At 61.2% G+C, this 17,434-nt stretch carries 14 protein-coding genes; 11 read left to right on the forward strand and 3 right to left on the reverse strand.

Features of this window, described 5'->3' with window-relative positions:
- Positions 1–186: 186 nt before the first annotated feature.
- Positions 187–828: a bifunctional 4-hydroxy-2-oxoglutarate aldolase/2-dehydro-3-deoxy-phosphogluconate aldolase gene (gene eda / locus GXM19_RS09620; RefSeq protein WP_006234738.1), complete on the reverse strand. Its 642-nt coding sequence runs from the start codon at positions 826–828 to the stop codon at positions 187–189.
- 253 nt (positions 829–1,081) lie between these two features.
- Entirely contained in the window at positions 1,082–2,116 is a 1,035-nt protein-coding gene (locus tag GXM19_RS09625; RefSeq protein WP_006234737.1) for a sugar kinase, read from the reverse strand.
- Positions 2,117–2,350: 234 nt separating this feature from the next.
- On the opposite strand from GXM19_RS09625, the gene GXM19_RS09630 reads away from it, so the two are divergent.
- From GXM19_RS09630 to GXM19_RS11225, 9 genes are all read left to right on the forward strand, one after another.
- The gene (locus GXM19_RS09630; protein WP_040358789.1) at positions 2,351–3,373 is read left to right on the forward strand and encodes a LacI family DNA-binding transcriptional regulator; all 1,023 of its coding nucleotides are present in this window, start codon (positions 2,351–2,353) and stop codon (positions 3,371–3,373) included.
- A 42-nt stretch (positions 3,374–3,415) separates the two neighbouring features.
- Positions 3,416–3,910: a type II toxin-antitoxin system RelB/DinJ family antitoxin gene (locus GXM19_RS09635; RefSeq protein ID WP_006234735.1), complete on the forward strand. Its 495-nt coding sequence runs from the start codon at positions 3,416–3,418 to the stop codon at positions 3,908–3,910.
- 126 nt (positions 3,911–4,036) lie between these two features.
- Positions 4,037–5,374 carry a glutamine synthetase family protein gene (locus GXM19_RS09640; RefSeq protein WP_006234734.1) on the forward strand — a complete coding sequence of 446 codons (1,338 nt, stop codon included), beginning with the start codon at positions 4,037–4,039 and terminating at the stop codon, positions 5,372–5,374.
- A 50-nt stretch (positions 5,375–5,424) separates the two neighbouring features.
- Positions 5,425–6,087, forward strand: a complete 663-nt coding sequence (locus GXM19_RS09645; RefSeq protein ID WP_006234733.1) for a response regulator transcription factor — start codon at positions 5,425–5,427, stop codon at positions 6,085–6,087.
- 208 nt (positions 6,088–6,295) lie between these two features.
- Positions 6,296–7,756 (forward strand): S1C family serine protease, encoded by a 1,461-nt coding sequence (locus GXM19_RS09650; RefSeq protein ID WP_006234732.1) that lies wholly within the window; start codon positions 6,296–6,298, stop codon positions 7,754–7,756.
- 448 nt (positions 7,757–8,204) lie between these two features.
- Positions 8,205–10,433 carry an NAD-dependent DNA ligase LigA gene (ligA, locus tag GXM19_RS09655; RefSeq protein ID WP_006234731.1) on the forward strand — a complete coding sequence of 743 codons (2,229 nt, stop codon included), beginning with the start codon at positions 8,205–8,207 and terminating at the stop codon, positions 10,431–10,433.
- Between the two features lie 283 nt (positions 10,434–10,716).
- Positions 10,717–11,109 (forward strand): type II toxin-antitoxin system Phd/YefM family antitoxin, encoded by a 393-nt coding sequence (locus GXM19_RS09660; protein ID WP_006234729.1) that lies wholly within the window; start codon positions 10,717–10,719, stop codon positions 11,107–11,109.
- Positions 11,106–11,528 carry a PIN domain-containing protein gene (locus GXM19_RS09665; RefSeq protein ID WP_006234728.1) on the forward strand — a complete coding sequence of 141 codons (423 nt, stop codon included), beginning with the start codon at positions 11,106–11,108 and terminating at the stop codon, positions 11,526–11,528. Before GXM19_RS09660 ends, GXM19_RS09665 begins: the two co-directional genes overlap by 4 nt.
- Before the next feature lie 124 nt (positions 11,529–11,652).
- Positions 11,653–11,781, forward strand: coding sequence for a hypothetical protein (locus tag GXM19_RS11225; RefSeq protein ID WP_006234727.1), 129 nt, complete (start codon positions 11,653–11,655; stop codon positions 11,779–11,781).
- Between the two features lie 140 nt (positions 11,782–11,921).
- On the opposite strand, the gene GXM19_RS09675 is transcribed toward GXM19_RS11225, so the two are convergent.
- Positions 11,922–13,268 carry an MATE family efflux transporter gene (locus GXM19_RS09675; RefSeq protein WP_006234726.1) on the reverse strand — a complete coding sequence of 449 codons (1,347 nt, stop codon included), beginning with the start codon at positions 13,266–13,268 and terminating at the stop codon, positions 11,922–11,924.
- A 259-nt stretch (positions 13,269–13,527) separates the two neighbouring features.
- Between GXM19_RS09675 and GXM19_RS09680 the strand changes: the two genes are divergently transcribed.
- Together GXM19_RS09680 and GXM19_RS09685 are read left to right on the forward strand one after the other, a co-directional pair.
- The gene (locus tag GXM19_RS09680) at positions 13,528–15,357 is read left to right on the forward strand and encodes an ABC transporter ATP-binding protein (protein WP_082222910.1); all 1,830 of its coding nucleotides are present in this window, start codon (positions 13,528–13,530) and stop codon (positions 15,355–15,357) included.
- Entirely contained in the window at positions 15,350–17,248 is a 1,899-nt protein-coding gene (locus GXM19_RS09685; protein ID WP_006234724.1) for an ABC transporter ATP-binding protein, read from the forward strand. Before GXM19_RS09680 ends, GXM19_RS09685 begins: the two co-directional genes overlap by 8 nt.
- The last annotated feature ends 186 nt before the right edge of the window (positions 17,249–17,434 follow it).

A 17,434-nucleotide genomic window follows, 5' to 3' on the forward strand; every position in this document is an offset into this window, starting at 1 on the left:
TAGTTGAGCGCGACGGCCAGCCGAGTAGGCAAAGCGGCTTGGAGGCGTGTCGCTTCCGTCACGTTCTATCAGCATACAAGACGGTTTTGGTTCTTGTTCGTGACGGAAACGGCGCGCTTCCGAGCCGCTTTAAAAGAAAGGGGGCGAGGTCTAGGGCACGCCCCCTTTCACGATAGAGAGCTAAACCTAGCCGCGGACCTTCTTGACGACGTCCATGGCCTCGCGGGCGATCTGCTCGACCTTGGAGAAGTCGCCGTCGGCAAACAGGGCCGGCTTGACCATCCAGGTGCCACCGCAGGCGATGATGGCGGAGGAGCTCAGGTACTCCTCGACGTTGGCGGTGCTCACGCCGCCGGTAGGCATAAAGCGGTGACCGACAAACGGAGCGGCGAGGGCCTTGATGGTGTTCAGGCCGCCATACTGGGACGCGGGGAAGAACTTGGTGACCTTGAGGCCCAGGTTTTCGGCTGCGGTGACCTCGGAGGGGGTCACGGTGCCGGGAAGGACGGGCAGCTCGATGTCGATGCAATGCTTCACGACGTCCTCGTTGTAACCCGGGGAGACGATGAACTTGGCACCGGCGGCGCGGGCCTGCTCAACCTGCTCGACGGTCAGGACAGTGCCGGCGCCAACGCACATCTCGGGCTCGGCCTCGGCCATAGCGGCGATGCACTCGGCGGCGCAGGCGGTGCGGAAGGTGACCTCGGCGGACTTCATGCCAGCTGCCATAAGAGCGTGGGCGAGCGGGGCGGCGTCCTCGACCTTGTCGAGCACAACGACCGGCACGATGCCCAGGGACTCAAGCGTGGTGTAGAACTGATCGAACATGATGTTCCTTTCGATGTGTGGCGCGCATGGGCACGTGATTACCAAATGTGCTGGTCAGGAGCCGATTTTGGATTGGTTATCGGAGGCACTGCTTGGGGTTCAAGCAATTCCAAAACCGGCTGCTCGACCAGTCATGTAGGGAATGCCAGGCAAAACCGGAATGGGACTGGTGGTTTTGCCCGGCCGGAGGAATCGGGGAGCGGGCCGCAGGGGTATGGGATTGGAAAGCTGCGGCCCGCGGAATGGAGACGGACTAGCGCGCGACGCGGGTGCCACCGTCGGCGGCTGATGCTACGGCTGCGATCTCGTCTGCGGTCACCAAGTTGGAGTCGCCCTTGATGGTGAGCTTGAGGATCGAAGCCGCAATCGCGTAGTTGACGGCAGCCTGCGGATCGAAGTCGTTGATGAGGGCGTGGACCAGGCCGGCGTTGAAAGCGTCGCCGGCGGCAACACCCTCAAGCACGTGCACATCGTGAGCAGGGGAGAACCAGTGCTCGCCGCTCTCGGCGTCATAGAGCATGCCCATCCAGATGGAGCGCTCGACGCAGGAGATGTTGCGGACGACCGAGGCGACCTTCTTGCAGCCGTACTCGGCGCAGATCTGACGGGCCATCTCGACATAGGTGTCGCGCTCCTCGATGCCGTGGGCAAGGGAGCCAGAGACGCAGGTCATACCGAGGCCAGCAGGCGCATCCTCGTCGTTGGCGATGCAGATGTCGACGAGCGGCAGGAGTTCCCTCATGGTGGCCTGCGACTTCTCGGGCGACCACATCTTGCCGCGATAGTTCACGTCACACACGGTGGTGATGCCCTTGGCGCGGCAGGCGGCGAGCGCATCCTTGCAGGCGGCGGCCATCTCATCGGAGACGGCGGGGGTCACGCCGGAGAAATAGAAGACATCGATGCCCTTGAGGATCTCGTCCCAGTCAAAGACGTCGCGCTTGGCCATGTTGATGGCAGAGTACTTGCGGTCGTAGACGCAACCGTTGCCGCGCTGCGAGGCACCGACCTCAAACACATAGGAGCCAAGGCGGTCGCCCTGACGCACGACGCGCGTGGTGTCGACGTCGTAGGCCTTCAGCGAACGCAGGGCGCACTCGCCCAGACGGTTGGCCGGGACAACGGAGACGTAAGCGGCCTTGTCGCCCTGGTAGGCCAGGGAAAGCGCAGTGTTGGCCTCGGCGCCGCCGTAGCGGACGTCAAACTCGGTTGCCTGCTCAATACGCAGGTGGTCTTTGGGTGAGAGTCTCATCATGATCTCGCCGAAGGTAAGAACCGTTTTACCCATGGTCGCGCAGCTCCTTTTACTCGTGCGTACACCTTTGATATGGCGTTGGCACGCAGGTGCCAAGACGGTAGGGTGCGTCTTTGCACCTGCGTGCCAACGCTCGCCGAAATCGGTTTACGAAATCGGTTTCGTTTCGAGTTGTAGTATACTCACCTACAGCGTTTTGCAACCGAGATTTTTAAAAAAATGCCTAAAATGGCTCAGACCGCCGACAATTGGGAAACGGGGTGCGTTATGGCGCAGATGAGAATCAAGGACATTGCCGCCGAGGCGGGCGTGAGCCCGGCCACGGTCTCGCGCTATCTCAACAACCGCCCCGGGCAAATGACCGAGGAGACCCGTGCTCGCATCGCGGCAGTTATCGAGCGCACCGGCTATCGCCCACGTGCCGCCGCGCGCAATCTGCGCAGCTCACGCACCAACCTCATCGGCGTGATTCTGGCCGACATCGCCAACCCGTTCTCGAGCGCCATGCTCGAAGGACTTTCCTCCAGTGCCGCCGCGCGCGGCTGCTCGCTTATGACTGCCATTAGCGGCAACGACCCCGCAAAGGAGGCCGAGTCGCTCGTCAGACTTATCGATGCTGGCGTGGACGGTCTGGTCGTCAACACCTGCGGAGGCAATGACGAGGCGATTGCCGCGGCAGCGGGACGTCTGCCCGTTGTGCTGCTCGACCGCGATGTTGTCGACGGCGGTGTCGATCTGGTGACATCTAACAACCGTGAGCTGGTCGCCGGCTTGGTAGACGCCTTGGCCGCCGCTGGCAGCGAGCGCCTGTGCCTGCTCACCGAGGCAAGCGACGACAGCCCCGTGCGTCGAGAGCGCGCCGAGGCCTTTGCCGACGAGCTTTCGCGCCGCGGCCTTGCCGGCGAGGTCGTCACCCTGGCCGACGGGGGCGCCACGGGCGTCGGCCGCCTGGACGAGACCATCCGCGGCTATGCAGGTAAAAAGCTCGGCCTCATTGCCGTCAACGGCCTGGTCTTTCTGCGCCTGACCGAGGCACTGGCACAGCTTGGTCCCTCGCTGCCGGCGGGGCTCAAGATCGCGACGTTTGACGACTACCCCTGGAACCATGTGCTCTTTGGTGGCGTGACCACGGCCGCGCAGGACACCCTCACCATTGCCGAGCGCGTAGTCGAGCGCCTTTCTGAGCGCATCGACGTTGTTACCACCACCGTGGGCGAGGCCGCAAAGCTCGCCCCCAAGCGCATCGAGATTCCCGGACACATCGAACACCGCGCTTCGACCTCGCGCTAGTCTGTGTGATAATATATAGACAATGTCATACAGGAGGTATCCATGGCTGCGTCTGTGCTGAGTGTGCGAGTGGACTCGTCAATTAAAGACTCATTTGCCGAGCTGTGCGAAGAGCTTGGCATGACTTCGTCTGTTGCGGTCAATATGTTTATGAGGCAGATGCTGCGCGAGCGCTCTCTGCCGTTTGTTCCTTCACTTGGTAAAAGCTCTGCGAGCGAAAGCGCCGCGACGGGCATTTTGGATACTGCCCAGATTGAGTCCGCCGTCCGCGAGGCAGCCAGCTCGATTCCCGCCATCAAAACCGTGATTCTTTTTGGTTCGTATGCCCGGGGCGAGGCACATGTCGATAGCGATATTGACTTGCGTCTCGAAGTCGATCGCGAGCAGGGCTTTGGTCTTTTCGCGTTGTCGGCGTTTGGCGAGGCGGTTCGCAAAGAAACCGGGAGGCAGGTTGATCTCGTCTCTAGTGATCATCTTGATGACGAACTTGCCGCGGTAATCGAGCGCGAAGGAGTGATCCTTTATGATCGCGCGTAAGTCAGACTGCCTGTTCGCGCACGTTTTTTGAGCGCTTGATACGCTTTAACCCTGCGGAAACATTTTTCTGCGATAGTATCTGCGATATAGACCAGTCGAAACCCGCCCGAAAGAAAGGGGAGCGACATGAACCAGCAGAACATCGATTACGTACTCCGCTCTGTAGAGCAGCGTGACATCCGCTTTGTGCGTCTGTGGTTTGTCGACATTCTCGGCCGCCTCAAGAACTTTGCCATTAGCCCCGAGGACCTCGAGGTCGCTTTTGAGGAGGGTATTGGCTTTGACGGCTCCGCCATCGAGGGCTTTGCCACGCCCGAGGAAGCCGACATGCTGGCGTTTCCCGATGCTTCGACCTTCCAGATTTTGCCGTGGCGCCCGAGCCACAACGGCGTCGCCCGCGTGTTCTGCGACGTGTGTACCCCCGACCGCAAGCCCTTCGCCGGCGACCCGCGCGATGCCCTGCGCCGCATGTTCTACAAGGCCGAAAAGGCCGGCTATCTGCTCAACGTGGGCGCCGAGCTGGAGTATTACTATTTCCCCGACGAGCACACCCCCGAGCCGCTCGACAACGTGGGCTACTTCGATCTTTCGGTGAGCGATGCCGCTCGCGACCTGCGTCGCAACACAGTCCTCACGCTCGAGAAGATGTCCGTGCCCGTGGAGTACACCTTCCATGCCGCCGGCCGCTCGCAGCACGGCATGAGCCTGCGCCACGCCGAGGCCCTGAGCATGTCCGACGCCATCACCACGGCCAAACTCATCATTAAGCAGCAGGCCTACGAGAGCGGTTGCCACGCATCCTTTATGCCCAAGCCGTTGGCAGGCGAGGACGGCAGTGCCATGTTCCTGTGCCAGTCGCTATTCGACCACGACGGCAACAACGTCTTTTGGGGCGAGGACGACGAGAAGTACCATCTCTCCGATATCGCCAAGCACTACATGGCCGGCATCCTGGCGCACGCGCGCGAGATCAGCGCCATCACCAACCCCACGGTCAACTCGTACAAGCGCATCACCACGGGCGGCGACTCCGTGCCGCAGTACGCCACGTGGGGCCTGCGCAACCGCGCGAGCATGGTTCGCATCCCGGTCTACAAGCCCGGCAAGCAGCTGTCCACGCGCATCGAGCTTCGTAGCCCCGACCCCATGGCCAACCCGTACCTGGTCAACGCCGTCACGTTGGCGGCTGGTCTGGACGGCATCGAGCGCAAGCTGGAGCTCCCGCCCGAGGCCACGGCCGAGACGCTCAAGCTCACCGATCGTCAGATGCTCGAGGCCGGCTACACGCCGCTGCCGCGTTCGCTCAAAGAGGCGCTCGACGTGTTTGAGGACTCGCAGTTTATGAAGGATGCCCTCGGCGAGCACATCCACAGCTTCTTCCTAAAAAAGAAGCGCGACGAGTGGCATAAGTTTGAGTCCACGATCACCGAGTGGGAGATCAAGCACTACCTGGCGAACTCCTAATCGCGCTGGCTTGTTCCAGTACGATTGAGCTCATTTCTTTGGAGGCCGATATGTCCGAAAAGAGTGCCCTGTTCATGGCGCGCACGACGCGCTTCCACGAGTTTGCCCGCAGTTTGACGACCACCCTGGGTGTCGAGGTGAGCCTGGCCACGCCCGATTCGCCGACTGCGGCGCACGACTTTGACCTGCTGATCCTCGATTCCGACGGCATCCGCAGCGACCGCATCGATCAGATTGCCAAGTGGCTTGACGATCGCGGCGGCGTCCCCATGTTGGTGATTGTCGACGACGAGGCGCTCGGCACCCTGCGCCTGCCCAATCACGCGCATGCCGACTTTGTGTGCCCCACGGCGACGCCCAACGAGCTCAAGGCTCGCGCGCAGCGCTTGATGGGCGAGGAGGAGACCGTCACCGCCGACGATGTGCTCAACATCGATAACCTCGAGATCAACCTGGCTACCTACCAGGTAACGCTCGATAACGAGCCTATTGACCTGACGCTGATGGAGTACTCGCTGCTGAGCTTTTTGGCGACGCATCCCAACCGTGCCTACAGCCGCGAGGTACTGCTGCACCGCGTGTGGGGCTTTGAGTACTGCGGCGGCACGCGCACCGTCGACGTGCACATCCGACGCATCCGCTCCAAGGTGGGCCCGCAGATCGCGGCGCACATCACCACCGTCCGCGGCGTGGGCTATCTGTTTAAGGACTAGATTTCCACCACAAAGGGGACAGGCACCTTTGTGGTGGTTTTGCCGCAGGTGCGGGTTCCTTTCGGGCCTGCAGCAGAACTTAAGCCTTCCTAAAAGATTGCGTTCTCATACACGTTCGCCCGCATATTGGGGTACAACTCAACGTGAACAATGATGGCCCGCCACATGTTTGGCGGGCCTTTGGTTATTTGACGAAAGGATCGCAGCCATGAGCGAGAACGATTCCCAGCGTCCCCAGGATGCGGGCAACGCTGGCGAGACCCAGCAGCAGCCGCGTGTGCAGGTGGAGTCGACGCCTGCCGGTAGCAACATTCCCTACGTGCAAGCTTACGACACGCAGACCGGCAAGCCGCTGGGCGGCCAACAGGTCGTGAACAAGCACACGGTGGTCAAGACCAAGACCAAAAAGCTGCCGATTTTCATTACGGCGCTCGCCGGCTGCGCCTGCGGCGCCCTGTTGGTCATCGCGCTCATTATGAGCGGCACGCTCGATATCGGTGGCGGCAAGAATGCCGTGACGGCGGGTGCTTCGGGCTCATCGACGCAAAAGATTACGATTGATTCCGAGGACACCACGTTGGCCGAGGCCGTTTCTGCCAAGGCCCTGCCCTCCGTCGTTTCCATCACCGCCACTTCGAGCGGCAGCCAGAATGGCTCGCTTTCGCAGTCTGCTGATGAGTCGGATAGCTCGGGCAGCGTCGGTTCGGGCGTAGTGCTCGATACCGAGGGCCACATCCTCACCAACAACCACGTGGTCGACGGCTACGACCAGTACGTGGTCACCATGGACGACGGCACCACCTACGAGGCCGAGTTCGTGGGCAACGATGCCTCGAGCGACCTGGCCGTCATCAAGCTCAAGGACGCCGACGCCTCCAAGCTCACGCCGATCGAGATCGGTGATTCCTCCAAGCTCAACGTGGGCGAGTGGGTCATGGCAATCGGTTCGCCGTTCGGTAACGAACAGTCTGTCTCCACGGGTATTGTGTCGGCGCTGTATCGCTCCACGGCTATGAGCTCTACCGGCGGCAACACTATCTATGCCAATATGATTCAGACCGATGCCGCCATCAACCCGGGCAACTCCGGCGGCGCGCTCGTCAATGACAACGGCGAGCTCGTGGGCATCAACTCGCTCATCGAGAGCTACTCGGGCTCCAGCTCGGGCGTGGGCTTTGCTATTCCCGTTAACTACGCCAAGAACATTGCCGACCAGATTATCGACGGCAAGACGCCGGTGCATCCGTACATGGGCGCTACGCTTTCGAGCGTCAATGCGCTCAACGCCCGCATCAACAAGCTGAGCACCGATAGCGGCGCGTATGTGGCGAGCGTCGTTGAGGATGGTCCTGCCGCCAAGGCCGGCATTCAGGAGGGTGACGTTATCACCAAGCTGGGCGACGACGAGATCACGAGCGCCGATGGCCTGATCATCGCGCTGCGCAGCCACGAGGTGGGCGAGAAGGTCGAGATCACGCTTATGCGCGGCAAGGAAGAGAAGAAGGTCACGGTTGAGCTGGGCTCCGATGAGGAACTGCAGAACCAGCAGCAGGACGACAGTTCGACCGACACCGGCAACGGCGGTATTACCGACGAGCAGCTGCGCCAGTACCTGGAGGAGCTGTTAGGCCAGCAGGGCCAGGGCCAGGGCTACGGCCAGGGTTTCTAACGAGCTGTATCGCACATACCGATGCCAGAGGGGCTGTCCCATCAACGTGGGACAGCCCCTCTTTTCTTATTGATCCGTTGGGGATGGAGGAAAACGGATCACTTGGGGCTGACAAGAGGCCTGGTTCGGAATGGTCTGGACAGTTAGTTCAGATACGTATAAATCTGGGGCAGCTTGGGATGCGTTTTGAGCAATTTTTTGATTGAGATGGGGCTCGAATGGGTGTTTGGAAGGGAGAGTGGGACGATTACATGGTCTCGAGGATCCCAAATTAGTCGAAACAGAGGTGTTCGTATTTGATCCAGCTCTAGGATTTATACGTATCTGAACTAACTGTCCACCCCCGTCTGGCGGCTGCCGATTCGGTGCGGTTTGAGACCGCTATTCGACCCCGTTTCGACCGGTGGTACTCTTGTATCCGTTTGAAATCGAGCGAAGGAGTGCCGCTATGGAGCAATCGAGCCTGTTTGGCGACGGCGTGGACATCGATACCGAAACGTCCACGACCGCGGAAACCACCGCACCGACCGACGCCCATGCCCAGGCGGCAGCGCGTGCGGCCGAGCTGCGCCACGAGCTCGATTACCACGCCTATCGCTACTACATGCTCGATGCGCCCGAGATCACGGATGCCGCCTTTGACAAAATGCTCGTTGAACTGCAGGAAATCGAGGCGGCCTATCCCGATCTGGTGACGCCCGACAGCTATACCCAGCGCGTGGGCGGCTACGTGAGCGAGCAGTTTACGCCGGTTACGCACATGGCACGCATGTATTCCATGGACGATGCCATGGATCTGGACGAACTCGACGCATGGCTCCAGCGCACCGAGGATGCGCTCGGCGCCGGCAACGTCACCTATACCTGTGAGCTTAAGATTGACGGTCTGGGCGTAGCCCTTACCTACCAAAACGGCACCTTCGTACGTGCGGCCACACGTGGCGATGGCACCACGGGCGAGGACGTGTCGCTCAACGTCCGCACCATCAAGGACGTGCCCATGCACCTGTCCGAGCCGGCGCTCACTCATATGGGCGCCGACCGCGAGCGCACCATTGAGGTACGCGGCGAGGTCTATATGCCCAAGGGCAGCTTTGTTCGCCTGAATGAAGAGGCCGATGCCGAGGGACGCGACCCCTTTGCTAACCCGCGCAACGCCGCTGCCGGCAGCCTGCGCCAAAAGGACCCCAAGGTCACAGCGCGCCGCGACCTGGCCACCTTTATCTATGCCATCGCCGATACCGATCCGCTGCACGTTCACAGCCAGCGCGAGTTCCTCGATTGGCTGCGTAGCGCCGGCTTTAGCGTCAACCCTAACGTGGCTCGTTGTGCCACGCCGGCCGAGGTCCACGAGTTCTGCGCCCAGGCCCTCGAGCATCGCGGTGACCTGGACTACGACATCGACGGCGTGGTCGTAAAGGTCGACAGCTTTCAGCAGCAGCTCGACTTGGGCTTTACCGCCCGCGCGCCGCGCTGGGCCATTGCCTTTAAGTTCCCGCCCGAGGAAAAGCAGACCGTCCTGCGCGAAATTCGCATCCAGGTGGGCCGCACCGGTGTGCTCACGCCGGTCGCCGAGTTCGATCCGGTGACGGTCGCCGGCTCCACCATCGCGCGCGCCACGCTGCACAACATCGACGAGATCCGTCGCAAAAACGTGCGCGAGGGCGACACCATCATCGTGCATAAGGCAGGCGACGTAATCCCCGAGGTCGTGGGCCCGGTGCTCGATAAGCGCCCGGCCGATTCGGTCGACTGGCAGATGCCCGAGGTCTGCCCCGTGTGCGGCAGCCCCGTGGTCCACGAGGACGGCGAGGTCGCCTACCGCTGCGTCTCCATCGACTGCCCCGCGCAGCTCAAGGAGCGCCTGCTCCACTGGGTGAGCCGCGGCTGCATGGACGTCGACGGCCTGGGCGACGAGATCGTCGACAAGATGATCGCCGCCGGCCTGATCCACGATGTCGCGGACTTCTACCAGCTCACGGTTGACGACATCGCCGGCTTGGACACGGGGCGCACCTATGCCAGCTCCAACAGCAAAAAGGGCGTCAAGAAGGGCGACCCCATTCCGGTGGGCCTCAAGACGGCCGAGAAAATTATCGTCGAGCTCAACAAGTCCAAGAGCCAGCCGCTCGGTCGCGTACTGTTTGCCCTGGGCATCCGCCACGTGGGCAAGAGCGTGGGCGAGGTCATCGCCGAGCGATTCCTGTCGATCGACAAGCTTATCTTGGCGAGCGAAGAGGACATCGCCGAGTGCGAGGGCATCGGTCCCAAGATTGCGGCGAGCGTCAAGCAGTTCCTGGCCGTGCCCGAGAACCTTGCCGTGCTGGAACGTCTGCGCCAAGCGGGCCTTTCGCTCGAGGTCGACCTGGGCGCCGCGCATGCGCAAGCCGCAGCCGATGCCGGCGTGGCGGGCGAGCTCGCCGACGCACAGCCGCTCGCGGGTCTGACCTTCGTGCTCACCGGCACGCTCGTCAACCGCACGCGCGACGAGGCAGGCGCGGCGCTCAAGGTGCTCGGCGCCAAGGTCTCGGGCAGTGTTTCAAAGAAGACGAGCTACCTGGTCGCCGGTCCCAAAGCGGGCTCCAAGCTCACCAAGGCCGAGCAGCTGGGCGTACCCGTGCTGGACGAGGACGCACTCGAGCAGATTTTGGCTACTGGTCAGGTGCCCCAGGCTTAGGACATCGATAATCAAATTAGAAAACCTCCCGGAAAGGTTGATACTTTCCGGGAGGTTTTTATTTGGGCGTGGTGGCGGGCAGCATGATCTGCGTCATGTAGGTTGCTGAGGGTGACCCTGCGGAGCGGTGTCGTTCCGGAGCGATAGAAGATTCATGCAAAGCAAAGGGGCCCCGCAGTGAGGTCCCACAACGGGCTGCCCCATTGTGATGAGTTTTATACACTTTAACATTAATATTAACGTGTATACTTAGCAGTGAAGATATATGTTGAGAGGAGCAGTTATGGTTACGGTCGCGTTTTCGGAGCTGCGCCAAAACCTTACGCAGGTGGCCGAAAAGGTTGCCAATGAGGGCGAGGAGGTTGTGGTCTTCAAGCGGAGCAAGCCGTTGTTCAAGATCGTACCGCTCGACTATCAAGGCCCGGTTGCAGTGGAATATGACGCTGCCCAGGAGCGCGGGGGTGCAAAGCCGACGCGCGGCTCGGACAAGCCCAAGCGCGACGTGGGTACGATGTGGCATCCCAAGATTACCTGGAAGGAGATTCGCGAGATGCTCGCGGAGAATGAGGACTACCAGGAGTATCTCGATATCGTGGCTAACATGCCAAAGGGAACGCCGCTCGATACGATGACGGTTGAAGATGAAAAGCGCGTCGCGAGGGAGCGCTACCTATGAGGGCATTTCTCGATACCAATTTTCTGCTCGATTGCGTGCTTCCGGGCCGGCCGGAGCACGCAGCGGCGCAAACGATCAAGGGGCTCGTCGACGTGGGGCTTATCGAAGGCGTTGTTTCGGCCTGCTCTCTCAAGGACGCGTACTACATTCTCACCAAACAGGCCGGCGAGGCGCGCGGGCGCGAGGTAGTGCGCGACTGCCTTAAGAGCTACTCGGTAGAGCCTCTCGACCAAGAAGCTTGTTTTACCTCCGCCTATTCCGATGAGCCGGACTTTGAGGACGGCTGTATCCGTGCGATGGCCGAGCGTGCCGGCGTGGACTTTATCATCACGCGTGACCGCGCCGCTTTTGTGCGCTCGACCATCAAGACCTTCTCGCCTGCAGAGTTCATCCGTGCGTTTCCGATTCCGGATGAGTAAAACCGCCATATCGGGGATTGTCCCCGGCGTTTAGCGAGCTTGTTGGGAGGCTCCTGGTCCAGTGACTGTTACAAAAAACGGCTATAGCAAATTTGTTGTACTTCGATCTGAAGACTATGACCTCATGGTTCAGGAACAGGCTAAGGCTCGTCTGATGGCTCGTATAGCTGTGGCCGAGCGGGAGCGTGCTGCTGGCACGGCGCGTGATGCCTTTGAGGCTCTCGATGACCTTGAGGCAAAATATGGCCTATAACGTCAAGATTCTGCCTTCAGCCGAACGTTATCTAGGCAGTTCTTATCTGAACGGGGCAACCGGCACCGTGATCTGCGTCACGTAGGTCGCCGGATCATCGCTGGCGATGCCATCGATGAGGGCGACCTCGCGTTGCCCCGCTACGCTGCCAACTTGTCAAAAGCCCCGCGTCGGTTGAGCACGGTAAACGCGATAACACAGATGACTGCTGACAAAATCGATCCGCACGGCGAAGCGATGCCCATGGGAAACAACGTATCGGAATAGGCGTTCGACAGTAGCCACGCGCCCGGCACGCGAATGAGCGCCACGGCCAGCACGTTGTGCGCAAAGCCGATGTAGCTCTTGCCGTATGCAGCGAAAAAGCCGCTAAAGCAAATGTGGATGCCGGCAAAGATTGCGTCGAAAATATAGCTGCGCATATAGCCGGTACCGGCGGCGACCACTGCAGCGTCCTTGGCAAAAAAGCCAATAAACGCTGGCGCCACCAGCCACATCAGCACCGTGATCAGGCAGCCGTACACCACCGAGATTGTCATGGCGTCCTTGAGTACCTGACGTGCGCGGTCGCCCTTGCCCGCGCCGGCATTTTGCGCCGTGAGCGCGCTGACGGTGGCACCCATGGAACTTGGCACAATGAACAAAAAGCTGATCATCTTTTCGACCAGGCCCACGGCGGCGGCGTCGACGAGCCCTCGGTGGTTGGCGATGACGGTGATAAACATAAACGCCACCTGGATGCAGCCGTCCTGCACGGCCACGGGCACGCCAATCTTAAGAATGCTGCCGAGCACCTCGGGCTGGGGGCGCAGGTCGCTGCGCTTTACGTGGATGTTCGTGCGGCGGCTCTTGAGCCACACGAGCGCGAGGGCAACGCTGGCCGTCTGGGCGGTCACTGTGCCGAGCGCCGCGCCCACAGGGCCGAGCCCCATGTGGCCGATAAACAGAAAATCGAGCGCGATGTTGATGATGCATGCCACGCCGATCACGTACATGGGCGAGCGCGAATCGCCTAGGCCGCGAAAGATGGCCGAGAGAATGTTGTATGCGGCGATAAACGGAATGCCGACAAAGCAGATACGCAGGTAGGCGGCGGTTCCTTCGACCGCCTCGGCCGGCGTGCCAATGAGTGCCACGATTTGCGGGCACAGTGCGAGCAGGACAGCGGCCAGCACCACCGAGACACCCATAAAGAGCGTAATGGTGTTGCCGATGGCGGTCTCGGCGCGATCGAAGCGGCGCGAGCCCACGGCGTGACCGACGATGACCGTCGTTCCCATGGCCAGGCCCACGAGCGTCACGGTAATGATATAGAGCGTCTGCGCGCCATTGCCCACGGCGGTGATGCCGGCGGCGCCGCTAAACTGCCCCATCATGTACAGGTCGGCCATGCCGTAGAGCATCTGCAAAAAGTACGAGAGCATATAGGGCAGGGCAAAGACCGCGATGGTCTTAAGGACATTGCCGCGTGTGAGGTCGTGTTCCATGGGCGGGGCTTTCTGGCTTGGTTCGTTTAGCTACCAGTGTAGTGAAAACCCTACAACGATTGTAGAGTCAAGCTTTGTGTTGACGCCGGAGCGAAAAAAGTCTCGCGCACCATTATTCCGAGTGAATATGGACACACATCACGAGAACTCGCCGCCGGCGCTAACCTTGCAGAAAACGATTTCGGAACACTTGACACCGCCGCACGGCGCGCCATAATACGTGGGTTTGCGAACAACGTTTGATGGGGGATGAACCTGCGTGCGCAATCTCAAGATTCTGTTTTCCTATCTGGGGGCATACCGCCGCGATGCCATACTCGGCGTGTTCTTTGTGACTGCTGAGACGGCGCTCGAGCTGTTTATCCCGGTCATCATGGCCAACATCATCGATGTGGGCGTGCCTGCGGGTGATATCAACTACATGCTGCTGCAGGGCGCGTACATGTTGGTGTGCGCTGCGCTTTCGCTGGTACTGGGCTTGGGTTATGCCCGCACGTCCGCCCGCGTTGCCTCGGGCCTAGGCGCTAACCTGCGCGAGGCCGAGTACAAAAAGATTCAGACGCTCGCTTTTGGTAACCTGGACAACTACGACGCCAGCTCGCTCGTCACCCGCATGACCACGGACATCACCGTTATCCAAAATGCTGTGGGCAACGGCTTTCGCCCTATGGTGCGCGGCCCGGTGACGCTTATCGTCGGCCTTATCTACGCGCTGATGCTGTCGCGCCCGCTCGCCACCGTCTTTGCGATCATCTTGCCCGTGCTGGCAATCGTACTGGGCGCCATCACCTATCGCGTCAGTCCGCTCTACCGCCAACTCCAGACCTCGATGGACCACCTCAACGGCGTGGTACAGGAAGACCTCACCGCCGTGCGTGCCGTCAAGGCCTACGTTCGTACCGAGCACGAGGAGGCCAAGTTCGACACCGTCAATACCGAGCTCGCCGGCACGGCGACGAAGACCTTTGGCAACGCGGTGCTCAACCTGCCGGTGTTTCAGCTGTCGATGTACGTGGCTGCGCTCTCCATCCTGTGGATTGGCGGCCACATGATTCTCGCCGGCAAGCTGGGCGTGGGCTCGCTCACGGGCTTTATGAGCTACGTGCTGCTGATCATGAATTCGCTCATGATGATTTCCAACGTGTTTTTGCTGCTCACGCGCGCTCTTACGAGTGTGGGCCGTATCGCAGAGGTGCTCGATGAGGAGCCCTTTATCGCCAACCCCGCGGGAGACCTCGCGATTGCGGCGCCAGCGGACGGCAGTATCGAGTTTCGCGACGTTTCCTTTAAATACCGCGCGGATGCAGCTGAGGATGTGCTCGAGCATATCGACCTTCGCATCGAGAGCGGCTCGACGGTGGGCATCCTCGGCGGCACGGGCTCGGGCAAGAGCTCGCTTGTGCAGCTGATTGCGCGCCTGTACGACGCCACCGAGGGCGCCGTACTTGTGGGCGGACACGACGTGCGCGACTACGACCTCGCGACTCTACGCGACGCCGTGGGCATTGTGCTGCAAAAGAATGTGCTGTTTACGGGTACCGTGCGCGAGAACCTGCAGTGGGGCAATCCGCAGGCGTCGGACGATGAACTCCTCGCGGCTTGCCGCGCGGCGTGCGTGGACGAGTTCCTTGATCGCATCGGCGGGCTGGACGGCGAGTTGGGCCAAGGCGGCGCCGGTGTCTCGGGTGGCCAGAAGCAACGCCTGTGCATCGCGCGCACGCTGCTCAAGCATCCGCGCGTGCTCATTTTTGATGACTCCACCAGCGCGGTCGATATGGCGACCGACGCAAAGATTCGCGAGCACATCGCCCGGATTTCCGATACGACCGTGCTCATCATCGCCCAGCGCATCGCGAGTGTCATGGATGCCGATCGCATTGTGGTATTGGACGACGGTCGTGTCCACGGCGTGGGCACGCACGAGGAACTGCTAGCGGGCGACAACATATACCAGGAGATTTATGCCTCGCAGATGGAGTTTGCGAGGAACGCGGACGCCGGCGACGGCAGCGACGATGGTTGCGCGAATGATCCGTTTTCCTCCGTCCCCGGAGGATCGCCCTTGGAAGGGGGTGAGCGCCATGCCTAAGACCGCAGCCCAAGCACGCCCGGCCGACCTCAAGCGCACCGTGCGCCGCCTGCTCTCCTACATGGGGCATGCCAAGTTCTCGTTGCTCGCGGTGGGCGTGCTCGCCTCCGTCGCCGCCATCGCGAGCCTCGCCGGCACCTACATGGTGCGCCCCATCGTTAACGGCTTGGCTACGGGCGGGGAGGAACTGCTCGCCAAGCAGGTCATCCTGACGGCGATCATCTACGCCGCGGGCGTGCTTTCGGCCCTGGGCTACTCGCAGATCATGGTGCGCGCGGCCCAACGCGTGGTGTCCGATATTCGCCGCGACCTGTTCGCGCACATCCAGACGCTGCCGCTCAGTTATTTTGACAGCACGCGCTCGGGCGACATCATGAGTTTTTTCACCAACGACGTCGACACCGTCTCCGAGGCGCTCAACAACAGCTTTGCCAACGTGATTCAGGCCGCCATTCAGGTTGTGGGCACCACGGCTATGCTCATCATCCTTAACTGGCAGCTCACGATTATCACACTCGTGTGCGATGCGGCCATTGTGCTGTATGCGCGCTACTCGGGCGCGCGCTCTAAGCGTTTCTTTGCTGCCCAGCAGGCATCGCTTGGCGACCTGGACGGATATATCGAAGAGATGGTCTCGGGTCAAAAGGTCATCAAGGTCTTTAACCGTGAGGCGGCGAATGTCGCCGGCTTTGCCTGCCGCAACGACGAGCTTCGCCGCACCGGCACCGCCGCCGTGAGCTATGCCAACTCCATGGTGCCCATGACTGTCGTGATTGGCTACGTCAACTATGCCATCGTCGCCGTGGCGGGCGGCATGCTCTGCATCAAGGGCCTGGCCGACGTGGGCGCGCTTGCAAGCTACCTGGTCTTCGTTCGCCAGGCGGCCATGCCCATCAACCAGTTTACGCAGCTGGGCAACTTCTTGCTCAATGCGTTGGCCGGTGCCGAGCGCCTGTTTGCCGCCATGGACCTTGAGCCCGAGGTGGACGAGGGCTGCGTGGAGCTGGTGCAGACGGGCGACGCCGCGTGGGCGTGGAAGATTCCCGAGGGCCAGGGCGTGGGCGCGTACGGGCATTTGCATGATGTGGCAGCCGTTGATGAGTCGGGCCGCGCGGTGGCCGCCGACGGCACCGAGCTCACGTGCGGCTTGGTCCCGCTTGCCGGCGACGTGCGCTTCCATGCCGTGGACTTTTCCTACGTGCCGGGCGCCCGCGTGCTCACGGACCTCAACCTGTTTGCCAAGCCGGGGCAAAAGGTTGCGTTTGTGGGCTCCACGGGCGCCGGCAAGACGACCATTACCAACCTCATCAACCGCTTCTACGAGGTCGATGACGGCGAGATCACGTACGACGGCATCGACGTCAAGCACATTGCCAAGGCCAGCCTGCGCGGGTCGCTCGGCATCGTGCTGCAGGATACGCACCTGTTTAGCGGCACCATTGCGCAGAACATCCGCTTTGGCAAGCTCGACGCGACCGACGAGGAGGTGCGCGCCGCTGCCGAGGCCGCCTGCGCCGACTCGTTTATCCGCCGCCTGCCGCGGGGCTACGACACACCGGTCACGGCCGACGGCGCCAACCTGTCGCAGGGTCAGCGTCAGCTGCTCGCCATCGCGCGCGTGGCCGTCGCCGATCCGCCGGTGCTCATCCTGGACGAGGCCACGAGCTCCATTGACACGCGTACCGAAAAGCTCATCGAACGCGGTATGGACCGCATCATGCGCGGACGCACCACCTTTATGATCGCGCACCGCCTGTCCACCGTCCGCGACGCCGACGCCATCATGGTCCTCGAACACGGCCGCATCATCGAACGCGGCACCCATGAGGAGTTGCTTGCCCAGCACGGCGAGTACTGGCAGCTGGCACATGGGTTAAAAGAGTTGGATTAACCTGTCCGAGCACGATGCTTCGGCCCTCCGTGCCCCTCACCTCACCTCAAACCATCACAACATTCGACGTTTTTTGCCAAAATCGGGAAAAGCATCAAATGTTGTGATGGTTTTTATGCCACTCGATCGGGTGGAATCGCTTTCTTGCGCACGAAGGTGTGCGGACCCGTGAGCAGGGGAATAAGG

The sequence above is a fragment of the Collinsella aerofaciens ATCC 25986 genome (assembly GCF_010509075.1).
Classification (GTDB): Bacteria; Actinomycetota; Coriobacteriia; order Coriobacteriales; family Coriobacteriaceae; genus Collinsella; species Collinsella aerofaciens.

What these genes read in the sequence shown, in the direction of transcription:
- GXM19_RS09675 (WP_006234726.1), bottom strand. Translation starts at nt 13,268, where the DNA reads ATGGAACACGACCTCACACGCGGCAATGTCCTTAAGACCATCGCGGTC.
- eda (WP_006234738.1), bottom strand. Translation starts at nt 828, where the DNA reads ATGTTCGATCAGTTCTACACCACGCTTGAGTCCCTGGGCATCGTGCCG.
- GXM19_RS09665 (WP_006234728.1), top strand. Translation starts at nt 11,106, where the DNA reads ATGAGGGCATTTCTCGATACCAATTTTCTGCTCGATTGCGTGCTTCCG.
- GXM19_RS09635 (WP_006234735.1), top strand. Translation starts at nt 3,416, where the DNA reads ATGGCTGCGTCTGTGCTGAGTGTGCGAGTGGACTCGTCAATTAAAGAC.
- GXM19_RS09640 (WP_006234734.1), top strand. Translation starts at nt 4,037, where the DNA reads ATGAACCAGCAGAACATCGATTACGTACTCCGCTCTGTAGAGCAGCGT.
- GXM19_RS09630 (WP_040358789.1), top strand. Translation starts at nt 2,351, where the DNA reads ATGGCGCAGATGAGAATCAAGGACATTGCCGCCGAGGCGGGCGTGAGC.
- GXM19_RS09650 (WP_006234732.1), top strand. Translation starts at nt 6,296, where the DNA reads ATGAGCGAGAACGATTCCCAGCGTCCCCAGGATGCGGGCAACGCTGGC.
- GXM19_RS09685 (WP_006234724.1), top strand. Translation starts at nt 15,350, where the DNA reads ATGCCTAAGACCGCAGCCCAAGCACGCCCGGCCGACCTCAAGCGCACC.
- GXM19_RS09660 (WP_006234729.1), top strand. Translation starts at nt 10,717, where the DNA reads ATGGTTACGGTCGCGTTTTCGGAGCTGCGCCAAAACCTTACGCAGGTG.
- GXM19_RS11225 (WP_006234727.1), top strand. Translation starts at nt 11,653, where the DNA reads ATGGTTCAGGAACAGGCTAAGGCTCGTCTGATGGCTCGTATAGCTGTG.
- GXM19_RS09645 (WP_006234733.1), top strand. Translation starts at nt 5,425, where the DNA reads ATGTCCGAAAAGAGTGCCCTGTTCATGGCGCGCACGACGCGCTTCCAC.
- GXM19_RS09625 (WP_006234737.1), bottom strand. Translation starts at nt 2,116, where the DNA reads ATGGGTAAAACGGTTCTTACCTTCGGCGAGATCATGATGAGACTCTCA.
- ligA (WP_006234731.1), top strand. Translation starts at nt 8,205, where the DNA reads ATGGAGCAATCGAGCCTGTTTGGCGACGGCGTGGACATCGATACCGAA.